The following is a 24,035-nucleotide window of genomic DNA, read 5'->3' as shown; positions in this document are numbered from 1 at the left end:
GGTATTACCCCAAGTGGTTAGAGTGATTTTGGTTCAATAAACGTTCACGAAAGGGTACAGCAACGTGAAGCGTTTGAGAATCTATTTGCTGAAATGAAATAAAACGAATTGCTTTTGATGGAACAGGATCATAGCCTGAACCGCCCCAAGGATGACAACGGCAAATACGCTGAACAGCTAGACACACTCCACGTACAGCACCATGTTGATGGACTGCTTCCAAAGAATATTGAGAACATGTTGGAATATAACGACAGCGTGGTCCCAATAAAGGACTAATCGCAATCTGATAGAAACGAATGAGCCAATGCAGTAAACGAACCATTGGTCATCTCTACGCTTGTGGGGAGGTAGCTATTTTTTTATGCTTATTTGCAAGGCGCTGCAATTTTTGCCAAGCAAATTGTAATTGCTGATGCAACTCTGCATTCGGTACCGCCTCTATGCCCATTTTTGGCATAACGACAATATCTAATACATTAGACTGCTGTTGATGCAGGCGAAAACTTTCGCGTGCAAGTCGTTTTACTCGATTTCTTTCATGTGCGCGGCGCACTTTTTTCTTAGCAACAACAATACCCAAACGGCTATTCGGCTGTTCGGAGATTTTTGCTAGAAATAAGAAATGGGGTTGATGCACTTTAAAAAGCGCACCATCGAACACACTTTTATAATCGGCAGCACAGTGTATTCGCACATCTGTGCTAAAGCCGTAAAGTGTTGTCATAACACCCAAGTCTTGACAGTCTTAACTGAAATTAAACAGTTAAGCTGTGACGACCTTTTGCACGACGACGCGCTAATACTTGACGGCCAGCTTTAGTAGCCATGCGAGCACGGAAACCATGAACGCGTTTACGTTTCAACTCAGAAGGTTGGAAAGTACGTTTCATATCGAAACTCCAAAAATGATCTTTCAGTAAAGGTTCGCGATTTTAGTGCTCATTGCTTGAGCTGTCAATGAAAAACACGCTTTCTTTCAAAATCTAGGCTGTGATATATCAAGATAATATAAGGATTAGAAATCAGTCAGAAAGTTTTAAATTAAAATATTCACAAACTAAATCATTGTATATGTTAATTATTTAAGTTATCTTCAAGTTTACTCACAGATTTATCCACAATCTCAAATTTGTGAATTGGTTTTTATGAATTTAAATTTGAATTTAAACCAACCATCAAGTTATCCCCAGAATGGGTCGATCTTATAAATAAATTCAAATTTTAAAATTTAAATTTATTACTATTAGTGTTGATATTTTCTGTGGAAAACGCATTTTTACTTTTAAAAAACAAATAATTATATTGTGGATAATGATGTTTTTATAATTTTGATAGTTTGTGGATAACTTTGTGTTATAATTTATCCACAGCTTGCGGATAAACTTATCCACATGTGATTTAAATTTAAATTTAAACTCAATTTGCGTTTTTTTGATCGATTTCGACTGATTTGTTCATGACAGATGTGGATAAGATGGTTAGAATGGCTGCCCGCTTAGGCGGGGTTGAATTATTTTTTTACGTACAATGGACTGAAATAGGGGTTTCACATGCTTTGGACAGACTGCTTAACTCGCTTGCGACAAGAGCTTTCAGGAAATGTCTATACAATGTGGATACGCCCACTAGTGGCAGAAGATGCAGGTGATAGTCTAAAACTCTATGCACCGAATCCGTATTGGACACGCTATATTCAAGAGCATCATTTAGAACTGATTTCAATTTTAGCGGAACAGTTGTCTGAAGGTCGGGTACGTAAAGTCGAGATTTTGGTTGATTCACGGCCTGGTGCAATTTTATCTGCAGCTGAGCAACCAGCAACAACCACCGCAGCATTAGAGTCAACGCCACAAGTGTCGGCACCGACTCGTCCTAAAAAAGAAAAAGAAGAGACGTCTTCAAAAAATAACCGTAAGCGTCAGCTTAACCCATTATTTACCTTTTCCTTGTTTGTTGAAGGCCGTTCCAATCAGATGGCGGCAGAAACCTGTCGTAAAGTCTTGACGCAGCCCGGTGCTTCACAGCATAACCCCTTATTTTTATATGGACCGACTGGTTTAGGTAAAACCCATTTAATGCAAGCCGTAGGTAATGCATTATTACAAGCGAAGCCGAATGCACGTGTGATGTACATGACGGCTGAAAGTTTTGTACAAGACTTTGTGAGCTCTCTACAGCAAGGTAAGGTCGAAGAATTCAAGAAAAATTGTCGTTCGTTAGATTTGTTATTGGTGGATGATATTCATTTGTTAGCGGGTAAAGAGGCCAGCTTGGTTGAGTTTTTCTATACCTTCAACGCGTTATTAGATGAATCTAAGCAAATCATTTTAACTTCGGATCGTTATCCAAAAGAACTGACTGAGTTGGATCCACGTTTGGTTTCACGTTTTTCGTGGGGCTTATCGGTGGGTGTTGAACCGCCTGATATTGAAACCCGTATTGAAATTTTACTGAAAAAAGCGGAAAGCAATGGCGTGGAACTTCCACGTAATTGTGCGCTGTTTATTGCTCAACAAGTGGTTGCCAATGTTCGTGAACTAGAAGGTGCGCTGAATAAAGTTGTAGCCATTTCTCGTTTTAAAGGTACCCCTATCGATCTTGATGTGGTGCGTGAATCATTAAAAGATGTGTTGGCGATTCGTGCACGTACCATTAGTACTGAAAATATTCAGCGTGTAGTGAGTGAATATTTCCGTATTCCACTCAAAGAATTGGTTGGCCCAAAACGTACACGTATTTATGCACGTCCACGTCAGTTGGCTATGGGGTTAGCACGTGAGCTGACAGGGGATAGTTTCCCTGAAATTGGTATGGCTTTTGGTAATCGTGACCACAGTACTGTGATGCATGCCTGTGAAAAAGTACAAAGCCTACGTGAAGAAGATCCAATCTTCAATGAGGACTATAAAAACTTGCAACGTCTGCTGCAAAGTTAAGTCTTTTTGTTCAAATTCTGTTCTTGCAATGCGGTATATTCTGCCGCATAGTACACTGCTAAAAAATTAATTTATTTTGTCTGTCTTCAGTTTTTAGAGGAATGTATTGTGCGTTTAAAAATCGCGAAAGAAAGCTTACTGAATGTTCTGTCACATGTCGTAGGAGCGGTTGAGCGTCGCCATACCTTAAATATCTTATCCAATGTCAAAGTACAGGTTACTGAGCAAGCATTGACCATTACAGGTTCTGACCTTGAAGTAGAATTGGTTGCGAGTACACCGCTGGCAGACGGTGCTTGTTTACAAGCAGGGGTAACGACAGTTCCTGCGCGTAAACTGATGGATATCTGTAAATCATTACCGTCAGCGGCATTGATTGATTTGCAAATTACTGAAGACCAACGTTGTATTTTAAAATCTGGAAACAGTCGTTTTGTATTGGGTACTTTGCCTGCTGAAGACTATCCATTATTAACCACTGAAAATACTCACGGCACTCAAGTTGGTGTGACTCAGCGTGAGTTAAAGCGTTTATTTGAAAAAACATCTTTTGCCATGGCGGTTCAAGATGTACGTTTTTATTTGACGGGTACTTTGCTTGAAATTGATGAAAATCAATTGCGTGCAGTAACGACCGATGGTCACCGTTTGGCGATGTGTGAAACAGCGGCAAGCTCGAATGCGACACAAGCAATGCAAGCGATTGTTCCACGTAAAGCCGTAGGGGAATTGCAGCGTTTATTGAGTGTTGAAGATGAGCAATTATCGTTGTTGATTGGTCGTGAATTATTAAATGTAACAATTACCATTGCCAGCCGTGATAAAGAGCAGGGTGATATTACCGTACGTTTCACCACAAAATTGATCGATGGTAAATTCCCAGACTACCGCCGTGTGATTCCACGTGGTGGCGATAAAAACGTGCGCATTGCACATGATGTTTTCAAGCAATCGCTACAACGTGTTGCAATTTTGAGTAATGAAAAATTGCGCGGCGTATTCTTGAAGTTTGATGCGGACACTTTACAACTTCGTGCCAATAACCCTGAGCAAGATGAAGCAATCGAAGATCTTGCGATTCAATATGCAGATGCACCGATGGAAATGTCGTTTAATGCACAGTACTTATTGGAAGTTCTGAATGTATTGGATGGTGATGATGTTGCAATGACCATGACAGAAGCGAACCAGTCGGTATTGGTACAAGATCCACAGCAACAAGATCAAACCTATGTTGTGATGCCAATGCGTGTTTAATTCGGACTGACGTCTCAATTATTATGCATATCACGCGTTTACATGTAGAACGTGTTCGAAATTTAAAGACGGTTGCACTCTCTGGGTTGCAGCCGTTTAATGTCTTTTATGGGCAAAATGGTTCAGGTAAAACGTCTGTATTAGAAGCAGTACATTTGCTGGCAACGGGACGTTCTTTTCGAACCCATATTCCGAAAAACTATATTCAAAATAATAGCCCTGACGCTGTTGTCTTTGCGCAGTCTGCAACAGACCGCATTGGTATGCAAAAAATGCAGTCGGGCGAGCAAGTGATTAAAGTCAATGGCGACCTAGTGGGGACACAAGGGCAGTTGGCTAAGATTTTACCGCTACAACTCATCGATCCACAAAGTACCGATATCATTGATCATGGTGCGAAGCCACGACGTCAACTTTTAGATTGGTTGATGTTCCACGTGGAACCGGAGTTTTACCATGCATGGCAATATTATGCACGGGCATTAAAACAGCGGAATAGTTTACTGAAATCACGACGTCATTTGAGTCTGTCTGACTTAGAACCGTGGAACAAAATGCTCAGTGACTATGGTGAGATATTACATAGTCTACGCAGCAATGTGGTGGAACAGTGGACTCGATATTTCCAACAAGATCTTGAAGCATTATTGCCTGATTTAACAGTGACATTGGAATATAGTGCAGGCTTTCATGCTGAAACAGGACTGCTGAATGATCTGACCAATCAGCACTTTAAAGACTGCGAACGTGGCTATACTGAGTATGGTCCGCACCGTGCAGATTTAAGGTTAAAAACCACTATGGGTGATGCAGATGTTGTGCTCTCTCGTGGGCAAAAAAAGTTATTGATCATGGCGTTAAAACTGTCACAGATTGCAATGCTACATGCTTGTAATAAGGAAACTGTGGTATTATTAGATGATCTGACAGCAGAATTAGATTTAACCGCACAACAGCGTTTAATTGAGCGTTTAAGCCATCTTGGTAGTCAAGTTTTTATTACCACTTTAGACCATGATTCAGTGCAAAAACACTTACATGATTTATCTATTTCTTATCAATTATTCAAAGTTGAAAATGGTACGGTGCAGGCTGTTGTGCAATGAAATACCACCTTTGGATAGACCTATTTTTCACTAGGGAGAAACCATGAGTTCAGAAGATCAAGCTGCTTCTCAAACAGAACAAACCATAGAAAAAGCTTATGATTCCTCTAGCATCAAAGTATTACGTGGTCTAGACGCTGTACGTAAGCGTCCGGGCATGTATATTGGTGATACTGACGATGGTACTGGCCTACACCACATGGTGTTTGAAGTTGTCGATAACTCAATTGATGAAGCGTTGGCAGGTCATTGTGACGAAATTCAAGTCACCATTCATGAAGATGAATCTGTAAGCGTATCGGATAACGGTCGTGGTATTCCTACCGACATTCACCCAGAAGAAGGTGTTTCTGCAGCAGAAGTGATTTTGACGATTCTGCATGCGGGCGGTAAATTTGACGATAACAGCTATAAAGTTTCAGGCGGTCTACACGGTGTAGGTGTATCCGTGGTGAATGCGCTTTCAAGTAAGCTCGAATTAACCATTCATCGTGCGGGTCAAATCCACCAGCAAGAATATAAACACGGTGATTCCGTGTATCCATTAAAAGTGGTGGGTGAGACAGATCGTACAGGTACACGTATACGTTTCTGGCCAAGTGCTGAAACCTTCAGTCAAACGATTTTTAATGTCGATATTTTGGCGCGTCGTTTACGTGAATTATCTTTCCTGAATGCAGGTGTGCGAATTGTACTACGTGACGAACGTATCAATTTAGAACACGTTTATGACTATGAAGGTGGTTTGTCTGAGTTTGTAAAATATATTAACCAAGGCAAAACCCATCTGAATGATATCTTCCACTTCACTACTCAAGCCGATAATGGCATTGGTGTAGAAGTTGCATTGCAGTGGAACGATTCTTATCAGGAAAATGTTCGTTGCTTTACCAATAACATTCCACAAAAAGATGGCGGTACGCATTTAGCGGGTTTCCGTGCTGCATTAACCCGTGGCTTAAACAGCTACATGGAAAGCGAAAACTTACTCAAAAAAGAGAAAGTGGCGGTTTCTGGTGATGATGCGCGTGAAGGCTTAACTGCAATTGTTTCGGTGAAAGTGCCTGATCCAAAATTCTCTTCGCAAACCAAAGAAAAATTGGTGTCGAGCGAAGTGAAAACTGCGGTTGAACAAGCCATGAATAAATCGTTCTCTGAATATCTTTTAGAGAATCCACAAGCTGCTAAATCGATTGCAGGCAAAATTATTGATGCAGCACGTGCGCGTGATGCAGCGCGTAAAGCACGTGAAATGACTCGTCGTAAGAGTGCGCTTGATATTGCAGGCCTGCCAGGTAAATTGGCCGATTGTCAGGAAAAAGATCCTGCATTGTCTGAACTTTACTTAGTCGAAGGTGACTCTGCGGGCGGTTCTGCAAAACAGGGCCGTAACCGTAAGATGCAAGCGATTTTGCCGCTGAAAGGTAAAATCCTCAACGTGGAACGTGCACGTTTTGACAAGATGATTTCTTCACAAGAAGTGGGAACGTTGATTACCGCTTTAGGCTGTGGTATTGGCCGTGAGGAATATAACCCAGACAAACTGCGTTATCACAAAATCATCATCATGACCGATGCCGACGTCGATGGTTCGCACATTCGTACGCTACTGTTGACCTTCTTCTTCCGTCAAATGCCAGAACTTGTGGAGCGTGGTTATATTTATATTGCACAGCCACCGTTGTATAAGCTGAAAAAAGGCAAGCAAGAACAGTACATCAAAGATAATGATGCGCTTGAGACTTACCTGATTTCAAATGCAATTGATGAGCTTGAATTACACATCAGTGCAGAAGCACCTGCCATACGTGGTGAGGCTTTAGCGGGTGTGATTGCGGATTATCAAACCTCTCAAAAGAGCTTGCATCGTCTGACTGTACGTTATCCTGCAAGTGTGTTGGATGGTTTATTGGCAGTAGAAGGATTTAAGTTAGATCAAGCAAATAACCAAGACTATGTACAGACTTGGGGTGAGCAGCTACGTGCCAATATAGAGAAAACTCAACCAAGCCTACGTCCTGAATTAAGCTTAGAAACTTTTGAGCATGAAGATACTGAAGGCAATAAGTCAGCGACCTATTTCCCGCGTATTACCATCTATGTTCATAATTTACCGCACCAATACTTGTTAGATTCAGGTCTATTGGGTTCAGGTGAATATGCGCGTTTACTCAAAAATTCGAAGAGTTGGTTCACCTTATTGGAAGAAGGTGCTTACCTACAAAAAGGCGAGCGCAAACTTCCAGTGAGCAGCTTCCATCAGGTTTGGCAAAACATCTTACAAGACTCACGCCGTGGCATGATGATTCAGCGCTATAAAGGTTTGGGTGAGATGAATGCTGAACAGCTTTGGGAAACTACAATGGATCCTGAGAACCGTAACATGCTGCAAGTAACGGTACAGGATGCGATTGAAGCTGATCGTATGTTCTCTTGCTTGATGGGTGATGATGTGGAACCACGTCGTGCTTTCATTGAAGAAAATGCGTTAAATGCGGATATTGATGCTTAAATTCTGATTACAGAATCATTCAAAAAAGCACTCTTGGGAGTGCTTTTTTTTATGCTATCTTAAATAAAATTGAATATTAAATCGCCAATTTGTGTTTTATAAAATTGACTTATTCTGATGCTAAGCTCAAATCAAATTGAACTTAGCAGCTAAAAATAAGAGGTCTATATATGATGGACAATCAACTTGAACACATTCGTGACATCTGGGTAAATGCATTTTTTACCGGAAATTATACCGTTTTAGCCGAATATGAAGATGAGCACTTTAAGGTGGTTTATGAGCAAGACGGGCGTGTCGAAAGTAATTATGTCCGCTATGAACGTATTGCACATGCAGTGAAAAATGGGGTTTGGAAACCACAAAAACCAGACGTAGAATTTGAAGATTATGAGTTTAATCGTGACCAAACTGAGTGCAAAATTTTAATTGGTTTAGCCGAAACACAGCAGCAAATACAGGAAATCTGGCATTTTGATCAGACCTGGAAAATACAAGAATTACGTTTTTTAAAGGCAAAAAAAGCCCATCCTTCTGCCTTATCTTAAACAATAAAAAGTTTAAATTGATGTCGTGAGTGGAGATAAAATGCATCCATCTTGCAAATGTGGATAAGTTTTGTGAATTTTCACATTTAATAGTGTTCAACATCAAAGTCATTTATAATTGTGGATAACATCATTTAAAAATATTTATCCATAAAAAGGTGGTTCGATGTTTTGAATTTAAAAAATAAAAAATGAATTTAAAACTAAGATTTGAATTTAAAAGTAGTTTTTGTGGATAACTATGGCAATGTATTTGATGTGAAGCAGACTTTTGAATTCATTTGTGAGAGTGGGGTAAAAGCTATCGCTCAATTTTTAGTTTCTTTCCGAATAGAAATGCTTTAACAATGTAATAACCAGTTGGATATGAACATTCGATTTTTTAAATATTTTTTAGATTTATAGTGTGATTATTATTGTGAAGTATAAATAAAAAATCGCCGTGGAACATTTAAATTACGCGGCGATTGATTTTTTGAGCTTAAGTTAGGTTTTCTTAATAATGGAAATCTAGGGTTTTGCTTTTTAAATTAAGCCTCAAAACTACTTTCCATTTCTTCTAATTCCATCATTAATTCAAGCATTTGCTCTTCGACAGATTCAAGTTTGGCTTTTAATTCTGTTTGCTCATTCATTAGTTTGAGTAAGTCATCTTTACGACTGGCTTCATATAAAGCACTGTCTGCTAATAATTCCTCGATTTCGTTTAAGCGTGGCTGAATTTTGCTGATTTGCGCTTCATTTTTTTCAATGTTTTTACGAATCGGGCGGGTCAATTCACGCTGACGTGCAGCTTCTTTGCGCTGAGCTTCTTTATCGACTTTGGAAATCGTCGGTTTAGTTTCAACTTGAGATTTGATGGGAGTAGGGGCTTGTTGGCTATTTTTCATCATGTCGATCCGCGCTTGACGCAGCCAATCGGCATAAGCCACGAGGTCACCATCAAATTCGCGACATTTCCCATGATGTACCAACAATAATTCGTCACAAACGCTGGCAATCAATTGACGTTCATGCGAAACCAAAACCACAGCGCCTTCAAAATCTTGTAATGCCATAGTTAGGGCATGACGCATATCAAGGTCTAAATGGTTGGTAGGTTCATCTAGAATTAAAACATTGGGACGTTGCCAAACAATCAAAGCCAAAGCTAATCGTGCTCGTTCACCGCCTGAAAAGCCTTCACTTGGTGTATCCATGCGTTCGCCACTAAAACCAAAGCTGCCTAAAAATGAACGTAATGCAGCTTCACTGATTTTTTTGTCAGCAATTCGAGATAGTTGCAACATCGGGCTGGCATTGCCATCTAGAGCATCCATTTGATGCTGAGCAAAATAGCCAATATTCAACAGTTCAGAGGCTTTGCGCGTCCCTTGTAATAAAGGAAGGTCACCAACTAACGATTTAATTAAGGTTGATTTACCCGCACCATTCATCCCGAGTAAACCAATTCGGCTGGTTGGGGTAATTTGCAGGTTTACATTGGTCACGATCAGTTTGTCGCCATAGCCAATATCTGCGTGTTCCATTTGCAGCAGTGGTGAACTCATTTTGGTCGGTTCACGGAAACTAAAGGTAAATGGTGTATCGACATGCGCCGCAGAAAGTTCCTGCATGCGTTCTAATTGTTTAATACGGCTTTGAGCCTGCTTAGCTTTAGTCGCTTTGGCTTTAAAACGGTCAATAAATTTTTGGAGATGCGCACGGGTTTCAAGCTGCTTTTCATAGGCTTGTTGTTGTTGTGCCAAGCGCTCAGAGCGGGTGCGTTCAAAGGTCGAATAGTTGCCGGTGTAAAGTGTCAGCTCTTGATTTTCGATATGTAAAATATGATCAGTCACCGCATCTAAGAAATCACGGTCATGTGAAATCAAGATTAGTGTACCTTCGTAAGCTTTTAACCAATCTTCTAACCACAAAATCGCATCTAAGTCTAAGTGGTTGGTTGGTTCATCGAGTAATAAGAGGTCGGAACGGCTCATCAGGGTACGCGCAAGGTTTAAACGCATACGCCAACCACCTGAAAAGCTTGAAACATTGAGCTGGGACTGATGTTCAAAGAAACCCAGGCCGGCCATCAGTTGTGAGGCTTTGGATGGAGCTGTATAGCCATGGATTTCATCAAATCGGCCATATAAGTGTGCCAACGCTTCATTGTCTAATTGTTCTGGATGTTCAAGTTTATGTTGTATTTCCCAATATTCTTCATCGCCTGAAAGAACGAAATCAATCGCTTTCATATCGAGTGCTTTGATTTCTTGTGCCATATGCGCGACGGTCCATACCGCAGGACGAGTTAATGAACCACCATCAGATTCCATTCCACCTAAAAGCGCAGAAAAAAGAGTGGATTTACCCGCACCATTTACACCGGTTAAGCCGATTTTCCAGCCTGGATGCAATTGCATAGATGCTTTTTGAAATAAAACACGCCCACCGCGACGAATGGAAAGTTGGTCTAACTGAATCATGGAACTAACTAAACAAGAAGAATGTGGGGCTATTCTAATGGATGGCTTTGCAAAAGAAAAAACAAAGCATCGCAACCATCTGAAAAAATGTGACAGATTCCACGTATTTAGGTATATTGAAAGGGCTATAGTATTAAAAAAATATTTCAAGTTGTTGTTTTAAATGGATTAATAAAACATATTGGGAATATAAAAAATGAGAAAAGGAATTTTAATTTTATCGCTTCTTTCAGGTGTGATGTCTGCACAAAGCTATGCCAATCAGAAGGTTTGTGTGTTCGATTTACTTGGAAAAGCGGGGGAATCTTATAAGCTGATGGAAGAGTGGTCTCTGGCCAGTAAGGCATGGGGAGCACAAGTTCAACTGATTTCATATCAAGATGAATCCAAAGTCGATAAAGATTTTAAAGAATGGAAATGTGACGCATTTTATATGACCTCGATGCGGGCACGTGCGTATAACAAATTTGCTGGTTCGATTGATGCCATTGGCGGTGTACCGAATAATACTATCGCACAAAAAGCCATTACCTATGTCTTAGATAAACGGAACAGTAAACGACTGATTAGCAATCTAGGCAAAGATAGTTATGAAGTGGCAGGGATCGGGCAAATTGGTTCAGCCTACATTTTTGTCCGTGATCGCAATATCAATAATTTAGAAAAAGCTGAAGGTAAAAAATTTGCCATTTTACATTATGACTATGCGCAAAAAGTGATGGTAGACCGTGTTGGCGCTGTGCCAGTGATGTCAGAAATTTCTAATTTTATTCGCAAGTTTAATCAGGCTGAAGTTGAAATTGTGGCTGCACCGGCTTATGCCTTTAAACCACTCGAAATTTCAAAAGGCTTAGGTACTACTGGGGCGATGGTGAATTTTCCTGTGGTGAATGTCACGGCAGACTTGATTATTCGTAATAATAAATTCCCAGAAGGTTTTGCAGAGCCTTCTCGGCAATGGTTTGTTAAGCAATTACCAAAAAGTTTTGCCATGGTGAAACGTATGGAAGCTGAAATTCCTGCCAAATATAAGATGAATCTCAGCAAAGATGATCAGTTGAAGTATCAGAAAATATTGCGTGAAGGACGGATGGATTTAACCAAACAAGGGATCTATGACTCCACTATGATGACGGTACTGAAAAAAGCCCGTTGTACGATTGAGCGCACCAATTTTGAGTGTTCAGTGGCGGGTGAATAAGCTTTTTTCTGTATTTCTTTGTAAATTTTGATGCAATCGCTGTAAATGTAAAAAGCCATTTTTGCAAATATAAGATGATGATTATATTTATAATTTAACTTTGAATAAAAAGTGATATGCATCACAGAAAAACAGAATATGCCAAAATGACATAAATAAATGGAGTAAATGCTCTATTTTTTTTAATTTAACTTGCTTAATATCGGGCTTGTGTAAGGACACCTCTGAACCATAAAAAGATTTGAAAGGAAAATAGAATGAAAAAAACGCTCCTATCATTGGCTACATTTGCTGCAATTGGCTTTGCTGGTTCAGCTCAGGCAGCAAAAGTAGATATCTGTGTATTTGACTTACTGGGTAAGTCAGGCGAGTCATATCAAATGGCTCAGGAATGGGCGCTTGCAGCAAAAGGCTGGGGTGCTGAAATTAACTTAATTCCGCGTCAAGATGAAGCAGTAGCCGACAATGACTTTAAAGCAGGTAAATGTGACGGCGTATTTATGACGGCGATGCGTGCGCGTCAGTACAATAAATTTGCAGGCTCTATTGATGCGCTGGGTGGCGCACCGAGCAATGCGATTGCGCAACGTGCGATTACCTTTGCATTAGACCAACGTAATGCTGCAAAAATGGTCAGCAATCTAGGTGGTAAAAAATACGAAGTGGCGGGTATTGCCCCACTGGGTTCAGCATTCATCTTTGTCAAAGACAAGAAAATTGACTCAATTGAAAAAGCAGCAGGTAAAAAGTTTGCAGTATTAGGCTATGACGAAGCACAAAAAATTATGGTGCAACGTGTCGGCGCTCAAGCTGTGATTTCAGATGTATCTAACTTTGTGGCGAAGTTTAATAATGGTCAGGTGGATATGGTGGGTGCGCCTGCATATGCCTACAAACCATTAGAGATCTATAAAGGTTTAGGTACCAATGGTGCGATGTTTAACTTCCCAGTTTTACAAGTGACTGCGGACTTTATTATTCGTCCTGATCAGTTCCCAGCTGGCTTTGGTCAAAAATCTCGTGATTGGTTTGTGAAACACTTACCGAAGAGTATCGCGATGATTAACCGTCTAGAAGCGGGTATTCCTGCGAAATATAAACTTAACCTAAGTGCAGAAGATAAAACCAAATATCAAAAATTACTGCGTGAAGGTCGTATGGATATGACGAAGCGTGGCATTTATGATGCAGGCATGATGTCTGTTTTGAAAAAGGCACGTTGTTCTGTCGATAAAGCCAATTTTGAATGTTCACTTGGCGGCGAATAAGTTGATATTTAAAGAAAAAAGTCTGGATTTATCCAGGCTTTTTTTTGCAAATTTATAGGTCATTCTCGCCATTGAGTCAGCAAAATATTCAGGTAATCTAAATTCAAATCGTGGGCTGTGAGTCAATTGAATCGAACTCAGCATGACCCAAAATTCAAAAAATGGTTAAAAACAAAAACAGTAAAAAACAAGGAAAGTCAGTATGAAACAATGGACAAAGGCATTGAGTGTTGCTGCTGCATTAATAGCGGTAAATGGCGTAGCTCAAGCGAAGCAAGTGGTATGCGTATTTGATTTGGTCGGTAAAAATGGTGATGTTTTTACCCTGATGAAAGATTATCAATTGGCGGCAAAAAACTGGGGCGCAGACATTGAGCTCCGCGTCGGTCAAAATGAAGCGGTGATTGCAGAAGATTTTAAAGCCGGTAAATGTGATGGGATTAGTGTTACTGGTATGCGTGGTCGCCAATTCAATAATTTTACCGGTTCTTTAGATGCCATTGGTGCGATTCCAGATTTGAAATTGGCCGTAAAAGTTATGCAAGGCCTTGCAAGTCCAACATTTGCTAAGAGCATGGTCAATAGTAAATATGAAGTGGCAGGTGTGATACCTGTTGGTGATGCCTATCTGTTAGTGAATGACCGAAGTATTAATACTGTCGCTAAAGCCGCAGGTAAAAAAATTGCGGTGCTTGACTACGATGAAGCACAGAAAATTATGGTGCAGCAGGTCGGAGCTCAAGCAGTCAGTGCTGATGTAACCAATTTTGGCGCCAAATTTAACAATGGTCAGGTAGATATAATTGGGGCACCTGCTGCGGTGTTCAAACCATTAGAATTACATAAAGGTTTAGGCAGCAAAGGCGCAATCGTCAATTATCCAATTTTACAAGTCACGGGAAATATCATTATTCGCCCAGATAAATTCCCTGCAGGTTATGGACAAAAATCACGTGATTGGGTCAAAACACAATTACCTCGTGCATTCACCATTTTAGGAAAAATGAAGTCAGAAATTCCAGCCAAATATTGGATGGATGTTCCAACAGCAGACAAAGCTGGTTATCAAAAAATGATGCGTGAAGCGCGTATCGATTTGACTAAACGTGGTATCTACGATAAGCGAATGATGAAATTATTATGGCAATTCCGCTGTAAACAAGACCCTAAAAACTTCGAATGCGCATTACAGGAAGAAAACTATAAATAAGTTTTAAATGAATCTTGAGAAAAATACTCTGATTTAACTTTAAACTGTGAAGACTGACCATATATTGAGTATGTTATACTTGAAATATGGTCTTTTCTTTTTAAAGACACCCCAATGACTCAGAGGAATCCATCATGAATGCTCAAGCACTTGTGCTGACTGACAATGCTGCCAATAAAGTACGCCAATTGCGTGAGAGTGAAGGTAATCAAGACCTTATGTTACGTGTATATGTGACTGGTGGTGGTTGTTCAGGTTTCTCATATGGGTTTAATTTTGCTGAAAGCCAAAACGAAGATGATGCTGAATTTATCAATGGTGATGTGAAGATGTTGGTTGATTCACTGAGCTATCAATATTTAGTTGGTTCAACAGTCGACTATATTGAAGGTCTTGAAGGTTCTCGATTTGTGGTTCAAAACCCGAATGCGACAACCACGTGTGGATGTGGATCTTCATTCTCGATCTAATCGCGATGATGAATTGAGCCATAAAAAAGCCCTCATTTAGAGGGCTTTTTTAATGTTTAAAATCGATATTAGGCTTCAAATTTTAGTGCTTCTAATAGATCTAAAATTACGGTAGTCACGTCTTGAGTCAATTGATAATTATTAAAAATTTCATATGCCGTAATGGTGACATCGGTATCACTCGGAAGCAGGCGTTGTTCTTCTTCGATGAGGTCACGGATCGGCAATAGGGTTTGTTTGACCTGTAAATGCAAGACATCTTTAAACTCAAGATTTTCGTCTTCGAGCTCAATTAATTGCTCATTAAAAAAGGGTAAAAGTACCGCATGGAGATAAGGTTGAATGTCTGTAATATCAAAAATCTCAATATCACGGGTTTGTTCAATCGTGCTGATGTGGTCATTCACTTCAATTAAGATATGGTAGTAACTCACATTGCTCTCCACGTAAGATGTCATTGATATAAGGGAATTATTGCAAATCAACAATAACATGAAATGCTAATTATTGTTGGTGAATCCTATAATATCCTTATAGATTGTATGGTTTTTTTGCTCAGGGTGTTCTAACGATAATATAGTAAGCCTTGGTCTGCTGGCATCAGTTTAAAGTTTTCTAATTGTTGCGCGCCTAAAATTGGGTACATTAATGCAGCAGGGTCATTATGGTGAGATAAGCCGAGAGCATGTCCGAGTTCGTGGGCAAGGGTAAGGCGTAAATCATCTTCGGCATCAAATTGATAAATCTGAATCTGATCGCCCATAAAGACACCTTTATGAAACTCTCGAGCAGGAAAGCGCTGACTGGCTTGTATCACGCCTGCATTATATTGATCGATTTGCTGGTTATAGCTTAAGACTTGTTGGTTAAATTGATCATTTTGCTGATTAAATCGATCTATTTCTTGGTCTAATTGCATCGCTTGTGCTTTAACTTGCTCAAGTTCTCTTTCAACGCGTTGCATATTGGGGCCTTGTGCATGCTCTATTCGGCTCCAATTCATACGTTCTTGCGACAGCTGTGCGATTTCCGCACGGATCATGGCTTGTTTTGATCGGAGCTGTTGCTCATTCATCTCCAGACCTTTTCTCGAATTTGCTAAGTTCTCGGCATATAAATCATTACGGGCTTTATCTGCGGCTAAGGTCTTTTGGACTTGCTTATAGGCATTGTATTGTTCTTGGCGATCATCATAAATTAGATGGATCGCCAGTTGTGCATTTGGGTCATAGATAAATAACGGTTTGAGTGTCCCTTTATGCCATATCTCTGCGGCTTCTTCGCTAAGTTGAATGACTTGTTGCTGGCTTAATCCAAAACGCGGATCGACATCAGCAACCCGATAACGCAAACGGGTATCGAGAGGGTGTAAAATTCGATCTGAAATTGAATTAAATTTCAGTTGAGGATGCTGCTTGGTTTGAAAGATCCACCAAGTACTCAAAACGATGACAACAATAATTAAAATCAAACGCATAGCGTCGCAAAACTTGATTATTTTGCATTAATTTAACTGAAATTTAGTGCTATGCAAATCTAAGTTTAGACAGATTGGCAGTCGAGAAGAATGTGGCTGTTTGAGCTTAAGCGTGTTATTTGAATATTGCCTGATGCAGACAAAATCATCCACAAAAAAAACCGCGCTTTCGCGCGGTCTTTTTGAGCTTTGAAAAACTCAGTTAAAGCGACAAATTATTTTTTGTCATCTTTTACTTCAGTGAACTCAGCATCTACAACGCCGTCATCTGCTTTTTGAGCTTGACCTTCAGCGCCTTGGAAAGCGTTAGGATCAAAACCTTCAGCACCGCCTTGACCTTGTGCAGCTTCATAAGCACGTTGAGTGATCGGCATAATGATGTTTTGAAGTGCTTCAGTTTTCGCTTTGATTGCATCTACATCGTTTTCTTTAGTCGCTGCTTCGAGCTCAGCTACAGCAGCATCGATTGCAGATTTCTCATCAGCAGTTACCTGTTCACCAAGATCTTTTACTGCTTTTTGAGCAGAAGAAACAAGTGCATCAGCTTCGTTACGTGCTTTCGCTAATTCTTCAAATTTACGATCTTCTTCAGCATTCGCTTCAGCATCTTTGATCATCGCTTCAATTTCAGCATCGCTCAAACCAGAGTTAGCTTTAATTTGAATTGATTGCTCTTTACCTGTGCTCTTATCTTTTGCAGATACTTTCAAGATACCATCAGCGTTGATGTCAAATGATACTTCAATTTGTGGTACACCACGTGGAGCAGGTGGAATATCGCCCAATTGGAAGTTACCCAACAATTTGTTTTGTTGAGCCATTTTACGTTCACCTTGGTAAACTGAAATGTCTACAGCTGGTTGGTTGTCTGCAGCAGTTGAGAACACTTGAGATTTCTTCGCAGGAATCGTCGTGTTTTTCTCAATGATCGCTGTTAACACGCCACCCATTGTTTCAATACCAAGTGTAAGCGGAGTTACGTCAAGAAGAAGTACGTCAGTTTTATCACCTGAAAGTACTGCACCTTGAATCGCAGCACCCATCGCTACAGCTTCATCTGGGTTCACGTCTTTACGTGGCTCACGGCCGAAGAACTCTTGTACTTTTTGTTGTACAAGTGGCATACGAGACTGACCACCCACCAAGATTACGTCAGAGATGTCAGAGGTTGAAAGACCTGCATCTTTAAGTGCAATCTTACATGGTTCAATTGTACGAGCAACCAATTCAGCAACTAAACCTTCAAGTTTAGAGCGAGTCACGTTGATCACTAAGTGTTTAGGACCAGTCGCATCTGCTGTGATGTATGGAAGGTTGATTTCTGTTGCATTCGAAGAAGAAAGCTCGATTTTTGCTTTTTCAGCAGCTTCTTTTAAACGTTGAAGTGCAAGCGGATCTTGTTTCAAGTTTACGCTTTGTTCTTTCTTGAACTCTTCAACCAAGTATTCAATTAATGCATTATCGAAGTCTTCACCACCAAGGAATGTATCACCGTTTGTAGACAACACTTCGATTTGTTGGTCGCCATCAAGGTCAGCGATTTCAATGATTGATACGTCGAAAGTACCACCACCTAAGTCGTAAACCGCAACTTTACGGTCGCCTTCTTTTTTGTCCATACCGAACGCAAGTGCAGCAGCTGTTGGTTCGTTGATGATACGTTTAACATCTAAACCAGCAATTTTACCTGCATCTTTAGTCGCTTGACGTTGAGCATCGTTAAAGTACGCAGGAACAGTAATTACCGCTTCAGTTACTGTTTCACCAAGGTAGTCTTCAGCTGTTTTTTTCATCTTTTTCAAGATTTCAGCAGAGATTTGTTGTGGTGCAAGTTTCTTGTCGTTTACATCAACCCAAGCATCGCCATTGTCAGCTTTGATGATTTTGTAAGGTACAAGGCCGATATCTTTTTGCACAGCTTGGTCTTGGTACTTACGACCGATCAAACGTTTGATTGCAAATAATGTGTTTTTAGGGTTAGTCACTGCTTGACGCTTAGCAGATTGACCGACAAGGATCTCGCCGTCTTTATACGCAATAATAGATGGGGTTGTACGAGCGCCTTCAGCGTTGTCGATTACTTTTACTTTGTCGCCTTCAAGTACTGCTACGCAAGAGTTTGTAGTACCTAAGTCAATACCAATGATTTTCGCCATTTGGATGTTTCCTCTAAAATTCTTTTACGATGTTTTCGCTTGTTATCCGATATGAGAGCCAATCAAAAATTTTCAAGTAATATTGGTTAAAATTTTTAATTCGTCTCATAAAATTTGTCTTTATGCACCAACCATAACCATAGCAGGGCGTAATAGGCGACCGTTTAAACTATAGCCTTTTTGCAATACTGTCCCAATTTCATTCGATTTGGCATTTGGATCGATGCCCACAGCCTGATGAAGATCTGCATTGAAACCATTTGCAGTATCCACAGCAACCACACCAAATTTTTCTAAAGTGCTGAGCAATGATTTCAGTGTAAGTTCTACACCTTCAGATAAACCTGATTTTTCATCACCTGCCGCAGCAATCGCGCGTTCAAGGTTATCAACTGACTCAAGTAATTGTTTTGCAAATTTTTCCAGCACAGTATCTTTATGCTTTTCAGATTCGCGTTGAATGCGCTCTACACTTTTTTGCGCTTCATATACGGCATTTGCAGTACGTGCTTTTTCAAGTTTTAAGCTTTCTTCTAAATTGGTGATTTGTGCTTGTAAATCTTCAACTGAAACTTCAGCTTGCTCGTTTTCAGCTTGAGTTTGCTGTTCTGCTTGCTCTTGTTGAAGATCTTGAGCGTCTTGGTTTTGCTCAGTCGCCATTGATTTACTCCGTTTAAATGGGTTCTTAAACATGTTCAGTCCTTATAGCTGTGCGTTCAAACGACATCGATGCGTAACTGCCATGCGTTTTGAATTCATGATTAATAAAAGAAATCGGGGCAGGGTATAAAAATTCAAGCGAAGTCAGCGATTAAATGCAATTTTTTATTCAAATAAATGGTTTTTCAGCCAAATATCGACTGCAAAATTAAATTCTATGAAAATATAAATTATTGATTTGAATGTATAATCATATTTTGATCGGATTTATAGATTTTCATCATAAATTTTAACGGTTTCTCTTTGTGCCTGAAAATTTGCATAATTTATCTATCGGAAGTGACCATATCCACTGGAGAGAGGGATATGGTGACTACCTCTAGATTTTAGAAACACTTTTCCATGCTGATTTCCCAAGAATCAGCATTTTTTTTGCCTCAAAAAAATAGTGGTTAATATTTATACATAAAAACTCTTAGTATCAGTTTTATTAAATATTTCACAAAAAATGATCAGCACAGTATTCTTTATTTCAGATTCTATCGCTGTAGTTTCTTAATTTATTTCAAATGTGTTTTTCATGGCCTGCTTCTCTCATAAGCAGGCTTTTTTTTGCATGAAATTTATAAAAACAGCCACTTAAGTAACTGAGCTGCAAGTTTTGTTGGACTTTGTTGTATTCAAAAGCTGAGATCACGCTTTATTTAAAACCATGTATAGTTATTTTTTTAATAAAAAACAAAGCACTTGAGTTAAAAAAATGATGTAAAGCCTTAAAATGAAAGAAAACCGCCTAATTAATAAAACATTTCATAAGCTGTACCGTGCCTCGTACAAAGTACAACTCAGAAGGTGGGAACTTCACAGAATTATTTTCCATTATGACTCGGGCAAAGTTGAGCTTTGCTTTTAATGATTCAATGAAGGAAATAATGAAGATGAAAAAAATTGGTTTATTCGCTGTTGCAGTTTTAGGTTTTGGTTTAGCTGCGGTAGGTTGTACTTCTCAAGAAACTGTAGAATCTCCAGAAACCGCACAAGTAACGTCTGCAACTGAAGCATCTGTAACGACAGAGCAATCGGGTGCTGTGGTTCAAGCAGATCCATCAGCTCAAGGTGCTGAAGTTCAATCTGCGCCTGCACCGCAACCTACAGTTCAGCAATAAGATTGTTTAATGCTCTCTGACCTGTAACAACAGGCAGTCAAGAATAGACAGAAGATAGGATGCCTCTTCTGTCTATTTTCTTTTCTATTGCTTTTTTTTACCTTTTCTATTTTTAGTGAACGAAAAAAAAGCCCATCATGTAGATGAGCTTTCTACTTTTAACCGATCTGCAAAAACAACAATTAACGGCGATTTTCCCACGCGCGACGACGTTCTTCAGCCGCTTTACGTTGTTGATCTGATGCCTTTCTTAAATCTTGAATATTTTTTTTGCGCTCTTGCTCAATTTGTTTTCTACGATCTTGACTGGCTTTACGGCGCTGTTCTTCTAAGCGCTGACGCTCTTTGCTGACTTTTTGACGATCTTGTTCAGCACGTTTACGACGTTCAGCTTCAGAGTATTTACGCTGTTGTTCTAGACGTTGACGTTCGAGTTCGTTTTTACGACGATCCCACTCTTGTTGATTTTTACGATTTTGTTCCCAGTTACGCTGGTCAAGTTGCTGCTTTCTACGTTCGAGCTCTAAACGATTACGTTGTTGTTGCTGACGTTCCCATGTACGGCGGTCTTGTTCATAACGACTGTCGTAACGGCGATCATAACGATTGTCATAGCGTCGATCATTATGATCATAACGGCGGTCATAACGTTGATCATAACGTCCATCGTAGTAACCATCTTCAGGGAATGCTACGCAGCCTACAGCCAAAAAAGCAGTCGCAAAAGACAGAAGGATGATCTTTTTAGCCATGGTGAGTATCCTTTATCGAGAATGGGTTAGCATAATCAACCCATAAAACTTGGGTAAATTGTCAATGACAACTCTATAAAAGAAGATTAGCTTAACTAGGTTTGTACTATGTATGTCGATGTTGAGACTTATATGTGAATATGGTCACATTTGACCTAGATCATGTAGAAAGTATGAAGAGCATAATTCGAAGGATAGAGCATGTTTGCATTGAATGAATCACTTAAAAATATGAAAGATAAAGGCCAAGGTACGGCTGCTCGGTTACTTGATCGTCTTCCTAACTTTGCCAAAGAAAGCCTCGCAAAACGTCTCGATTATCCGTTTATTTTTCCAGAATTAGATCCGCTGGTGAAATGCATGATGGCGGCTCAACTCAAGCAAGGTAAGTCAGGCTTTGTGACTGAAGACTATGTGAAGTCTCGTAAATTATTTGATTTACAGATGGAGTCGATCAAGACCAATCCGACCTTTGTGAAACAAGTGCAAGATATACGTCTACCTTTACAAAGTGCTACGCTGTTTGCGCGTCATTATCATCCTGCTCCAAATAAAAAATTACCGATGATCGTGTTCTATCACGGTGGTGGTTTTGTGGTGGGTGGTCTAGACACGCATGATGAAGTTTGTCGTTTATTGGCCGTGCATGCCAAAGCACAAGTTTTAAGTATTGATTATCCACTCACGCCAGAGGCCAGCCCAGCTCAATTAATGCAAAGTTGTGAAGATGCCTTGGCTTGGACTTATCAAAATAGTCGTCAGTTTAAAATTCTAAAAAATCGAATTGCGGTGGCAGGGGATAGTGCAGGCGGCAATATTGCTACTGCGGTTGCACAGCGCAGTGCTCAAAAAGTTTTTGCCCCGCAAGCTCAACTATTAATTTACCCAGTAGTGGATTTCAAGAGTCGCCACCCATCTTTCTATGCTTATAAAGATGGTCTAGTTCTGACTGAAAAAGATATTGATGTCGTAACGGCTTTATATGCGAAACAACATGCAGTGGCCTTAGATGATCCATTAATTTCACCAACCTATGGAAAATTGGCAGGTATCGCACCTGCGTATATCGTGACGGCAAGGCATGACGTTTTACATGACGAAGGTGAAATTTATTCGCATAAACTCCGTCAGCAAGGGGTAAAAGTGTTTTATCAAGAATATACCGATCAAACCCATGGCTTTATTAACTTAACCCCGGTTTCGCACCGAGCTAAAAAATACGTGATTGAGATCAGTACGAAGTTCCGTAAATTTTGGGATAAACGTAGTTAATCATTCCTTTATATAAAGTAAACCCAGTGTTTCACGTGAAACACTGGGTTTTTATTTATTGGGTTATTTATCTTGGATTTTTGCAGCAGGAAAAACGAGGCTAAATTCGGGGACATAAAAGCTTTGCAATAATCGTGCTTCGGCAAAATTAGGAAAAATCTCCTGCGTGTTGTGCCATTCTACCTGTTTCAGTTTAGAGAGCCGTCCACGAAACTTCGGTGAAAATTGATAGCGCTTACCTTCCCACGCTTGTCTGATTTGCAACATCGCTGCTGGGATATGATGACTATTAATATAGAAAGAACGCTGTAAACGTGATTTTTTTAAACGGATCTGCATCTTTTGTTGTTCAACTTCTATAGTACAGACTACTTCATTGTCATGTTGTTGCCATTCAAACTTTGCCAACTCTTTAGGAATACCCCAGAGTTTTTGGCCATGAATGACAGAGATATCTGTCGAAACATAAATCTTAGGTATCGAACTTAACCTTTTCTTACTCCATAAAGGGTGATCTAAAATCAGCAATTCGTCATAAGGACCCACAGGCGAATCATGGTATCGGACCAATAACACCTGAACCACACGACCCAAAGCTGATGTCGCTAAACGGAACATTTGCGCTTGTTGGATAAAACTCGGAGAGAGCCAATAATTTAAAATAAAAGCATCGCCACGCAGTTGCCAAGGTGGTAAATGTGTTAATGGAGTGTCCGACGGTATTATTTGCGTCATCATTGTTCTCGTTTTAATAATGGCAGAATAATTACTTTTTAATCATCAAAGACTAATATACAGTCAATAACAAGTACGAGATCAATCAGAAGAGTTAGCAAATGTTAAAACAGATTTTATTTACTGTAGCACTTGGCTGTGTGAGCTTAAGCAGTTTTGCTGCCAATACTATTGTCGAAATGAAAACCTCTCAAGGCAATATTGAAATTGAACTATTCAATGACAAGGCACCTATCTCAGCAAAAAACTTTGAAAGCTATGCAAAAGAAAAATTTTATAACGGTACAATCTTTCATCGCGTGATTCCTGGATTTATGGTTCAGGGTGGGGGCATGGATGTCAAAATGCAGGAGAAGCCAACAAAAGCGGCGATTAAGAATGAATCAAGTAATGGCTTGAGCAATAAACGCGGCACATTGGCAATGGCACGGATGAATCATCCTGATTCAGCAAGTAGTCAGTTCTTTATTAATGTTGCAGACAATGACTTTCTCAATAAAAGTGCAATGAATGCGGGATATGCTGTTTTTGGTAAGGTCACTAAAGGTATGGACATCGTCGATAAAATCGTAAAAGTTCCAACTGCGAACTATGGAATGCATCAGAATGTCCCTGTAAACCCAGTAGTTATACAGAGTGTGGTGATTAAAGCAGCACCTGTAAAAAACTAAGCGCACAAAATAGGAAAAATATTTTACATGATATTTGTAATAAATATCATGTATTTATGTGTGTAAAGTGTGTTTTTTGAACCATAATGGTGCATAAAAATAAAACACTCGTGTTCTTTGTGAGTGAAAAGCACTTGCGCGTGTAAGAAATTGCCCTATAATGAGCA

The 24,035-nt window shown here is 39.8% G+C and carries 22 protein-coding genes; 12 read left to right on the top strand and 10 right to left on the bottom strand.

What is annotated here, in order from left to right; translation table 11 throughout:
* Positions 1–4: 4 nt before the first annotated feature.
* The 3 genes from yidD to rpmH are packed head-to-tail and all read right to left on the bottom strand — an operon-like array spanning position 5 to position 893.
* The gene (gene yidD, locus FTU75_RS17150; RefSeq protein ID WP_078189510.1) at positions 5–325 is read right to left on the bottom strand and encodes a membrane protein insertion efficiency factor YidD; all 321 of its coding nucleotides are present in this window, start codon (positions 323–325) and stop codon (positions 5–7) included.
* Positions 326–334: 9 nt separating this feature from the next.
* Positions 335–727, bottom strand: coding sequence for a ribonuclease P protein component (rnpA, locus tag FTU75_RS17145; protein WP_078189509.1), 393 nt, complete (start codon positions 725–727; stop codon positions 335–337).
* Positions 728–758: 31 nt separating this feature from the next.
* Positions 759–893 (bottom strand): 50S ribosomal protein L34, encoded by a 135-nt coding sequence (rpmH, locus tag FTU75_RS17140; protein WP_000831329.1) that lies wholly within the window; start codon positions 891–893, stop codon positions 759–761.
* 660 nt (positions 894–1,553) lie between these two features.
* Between rpmH and dnaA the strand changes: the two genes are divergently transcribed.
* The 5 genes from dnaA (at position 1,554) to FTU75_RS17115 (ending at position 8,362) form a co-directional block, all read left to right on the top strand.
* Entirely contained in the window at positions 1,554–2,939 is a 1,386-nt protein-coding gene (dnaA, locus tag FTU75_RS17135) for a chromosomal replication initiator protein DnaA (RefSeq protein WP_180005504.1), read from the top strand.
* 108 nt (positions 2,940–3,047) lie between these two features.
* Positions 3,048–4,196 (top strand): DNA polymerase III subunit beta, encoded by a 1,149-nt coding sequence (dnaN, locus tag FTU75_RS17130; protein ID WP_180116544.1) that lies wholly within the window; start codon positions 3,048–3,050, stop codon positions 4,194–4,196.
* A 23-nt stretch (positions 4,197–4,219) separates the two neighbouring features.
* Entirely contained in the window at positions 4,220–5,302 is a 1,083-nt protein-coding gene (recF, locus tag FTU75_RS17125; RefSeq protein ID WP_180116543.1) for a DNA replication/repair protein RecF, read from the top strand.
* A 43-nt stretch (positions 5,303–5,345) separates the two neighbouring features.
* The gene (gene gyrB / locus FTU75_RS17120; RefSeq protein ID WP_180116542.1) at positions 5,346–7,814 is read left to right on the top strand and encodes a DNA topoisomerase (ATP-hydrolyzing) subunit B; all 2,469 of its coding nucleotides are present in this window, start codon (positions 5,346–5,348) and stop codon (positions 7,812–7,814) included.
* A 170-nt stretch (positions 7,815–7,984) separates the two neighbouring features.
* The gene (locus FTU75_RS17115) at positions 7,985–8,362 is read left to right on the top strand and encodes a hypothetical protein (RefSeq protein WP_078194445.1); all 378 of its coding nucleotides are present in this window, start codon (positions 7,985–7,987) and stop codon (positions 8,360–8,362) included.
* Positions 8,363–8,892: 530 nt separating this feature from the next.
* On the opposite strand, the gene FTU75_RS17110 is transcribed toward FTU75_RS17115, so the two are convergent.
* Positions 8,893–10,830 (bottom strand): ATP-binding cassette domain-containing protein, encoded by a 1,938-nt coding sequence (locus tag FTU75_RS17110; protein ID WP_180116541.1) that lies wholly within the window; start codon positions 10,828–10,830, stop codon positions 8,893–8,895.
* A 196-nt stretch (positions 10,831–11,026) separates the two neighbouring features.
* On the opposite strand from FTU75_RS17110, the gene FTU75_RS17105 reads away from it, so the two are divergent.
* From FTU75_RS17105 to erpA, 4 genes are all read left to right on the top strand, one after another.
* Positions 11,027–12,031, top strand: a complete 1,005-nt coding sequence (locus FTU75_RS17105) for a putative solute-binding protein (RefSeq protein ID WP_180116540.1) — start codon at positions 11,027–11,029, stop codon at positions 12,029–12,031.
* A gap of 257 nt (positions 12,032–12,288) precedes the next feature.
* Entirely contained in the window at positions 12,289–13,299 is a 1,011-nt protein-coding gene (locus FTU75_RS17100) for a putative solute-binding protein (protein ID WP_078194442.1), read from the top strand.
* A gap of 202 nt (positions 13,300–13,501) precedes the next feature.
* Positions 13,502–14,509 carry a putative solute-binding protein gene (locus FTU75_RS17095; protein ID WP_180024958.1) on the top strand — a complete coding sequence of 336 codons (1,008 nt, stop codon included), beginning with the start codon at positions 13,502–13,504 and terminating at the stop codon, positions 14,507–14,509.
* A 134-nt stretch (positions 14,510–14,643) separates the two neighbouring features.
* On the top strand, positions 14,644–14,979 hold the full coding sequence (gene erpA / locus FTU75_RS17090; RefSeq protein ID WP_078194440.1) for an iron-sulfur cluster insertion protein ErpA: 336 nt from the start codon (positions 14,644–14,646) through the stop codon (positions 14,977–14,979).
* Between the two features lie 68 nt (positions 14,980–15,047).
* Here erpA and FTU75_RS17085 read toward each other — a convergent pair whose 3' ends face one another.
* The 4 genes from FTU75_RS17085 to grpE all read right to left on the bottom strand — a co-directional run bounded on the left by FTU75_RS17085 (position 15,048) and on the right by grpE (position 19,272).
* The gene (locus FTU75_RS17085; protein ID WP_171263823.1) at positions 15,048–15,425 is read right to left on the bottom strand and encodes a hypothetical protein; all 378 of its coding nucleotides are present in this window, start codon (positions 15,423–15,425) and stop codon (positions 15,048–15,050) included.
* A gap of 119 nt (positions 15,426–15,544) precedes the next feature.
* On the bottom strand, positions 15,545–16,456 hold the full coding sequence (locus FTU75_RS17080) for a matrixin family metalloprotease (protein WP_180116539.1): 912 nt from the start codon (positions 16,454–16,456) through the stop codon (positions 15,545–15,547).
* A 215-nt stretch (positions 16,457–16,671) separates the two neighbouring features.
* Positions 16,672–18,612 carry a molecular chaperone DnaK gene (dnaK, locus tag FTU75_RS17075; RefSeq protein ID WP_078194438.1) on the bottom strand — a complete coding sequence of 647 codons (1,941 nt, stop codon included), beginning with the start codon at positions 18,610–18,612 and terminating at the stop codon, positions 16,672–16,674.
* 120 nt (positions 18,613–18,732) lie between these two features.
* On the bottom strand, positions 18,733–19,272 hold the full coding sequence (gene grpE / locus FTU75_RS17070) for a nucleotide exchange factor GrpE (protein ID WP_111885723.1): 540 nt from the start codon (positions 19,270–19,272) through the stop codon (positions 18,733–18,735).
* 938 nt (positions 19,273–20,210) lie between these two features.
* Between grpE and FTU75_RS17065 the strand changes: the two genes are divergently transcribed.
* Positions 20,211–20,438, top strand: a complete 228-nt coding sequence (locus tag FTU75_RS17065; RefSeq protein ID WP_228144800.1) for a hypothetical protein — start codon at positions 20,211–20,213, stop codon at positions 20,436–20,438.
* A 182-nt stretch (positions 20,439–20,620) separates the two neighbouring features.
* Here the strand turns inward: FTU75_RS17065 and FTU75_RS17060 are convergent, their stop codons facing one another.
* A complete protein-coding gene (locus FTU75_RS17060) occupies positions 20,621–21,190 on the bottom strand; it encodes a hypothetical protein (protein ID WP_078194437.1) in 570 nt (189 codons plus the stop codon).
* A 201-nt stretch (positions 21,191–21,391) separates the two neighbouring features.
* Here FTU75_RS17060 and FTU75_RS17055 point away from each other — a divergent pair, with 201 nt between their 5' ends.
* Positions 21,392–22,462 (top strand): alpha/beta hydrolase, encoded by a 1,071-nt coding sequence (locus FTU75_RS17055; protein WP_180116538.1) that lies wholly within the window; start codon positions 21,392–21,394, stop codon positions 22,460–22,462.
* Positions 22,463–22,525: 63 nt separating this feature from the next.
* On the opposite strand, the gene FTU75_RS17050 is transcribed toward FTU75_RS17055, so the two are convergent.
* Positions 22,526–23,197: an acetoacetate decarboxylase family protein gene (locus FTU75_RS17050; RefSeq protein ID WP_180116556.1), complete on the bottom strand. Its 672-nt coding sequence runs from the start codon at positions 23,195–23,197 to the stop codon at positions 22,526–22,528.
* A gap of 101 nt (positions 23,198–23,298) precedes the next feature.
* Between FTU75_RS17050 and FTU75_RS17045 the strand changes: the two genes are divergently transcribed.
* Positions 23,299–23,868 carry a peptidylprolyl isomerase gene (locus FTU75_RS17045; RefSeq protein WP_168379531.1) on the top strand — a complete coding sequence of 190 codons (570 nt, stop codon included), beginning with the start codon at positions 23,299–23,301 and terminating at the stop codon, positions 23,866–23,868.
* Positions 23,869–24,035: the final 167 nt, after the last annotated feature.

Source organism: Acinetobacter sp. YH12140 (genome assembly GCF_013418475.1).
Lineage (GTDB): Bacteria > Pseudomonadota > Gammaproteobacteria > Pseudomonadales > Moraxellaceae > Acinetobacter > Acinetobacter amyesii.
This window is presented reverse-complemented; position numbering and strand designations above follow the sequence as displayed.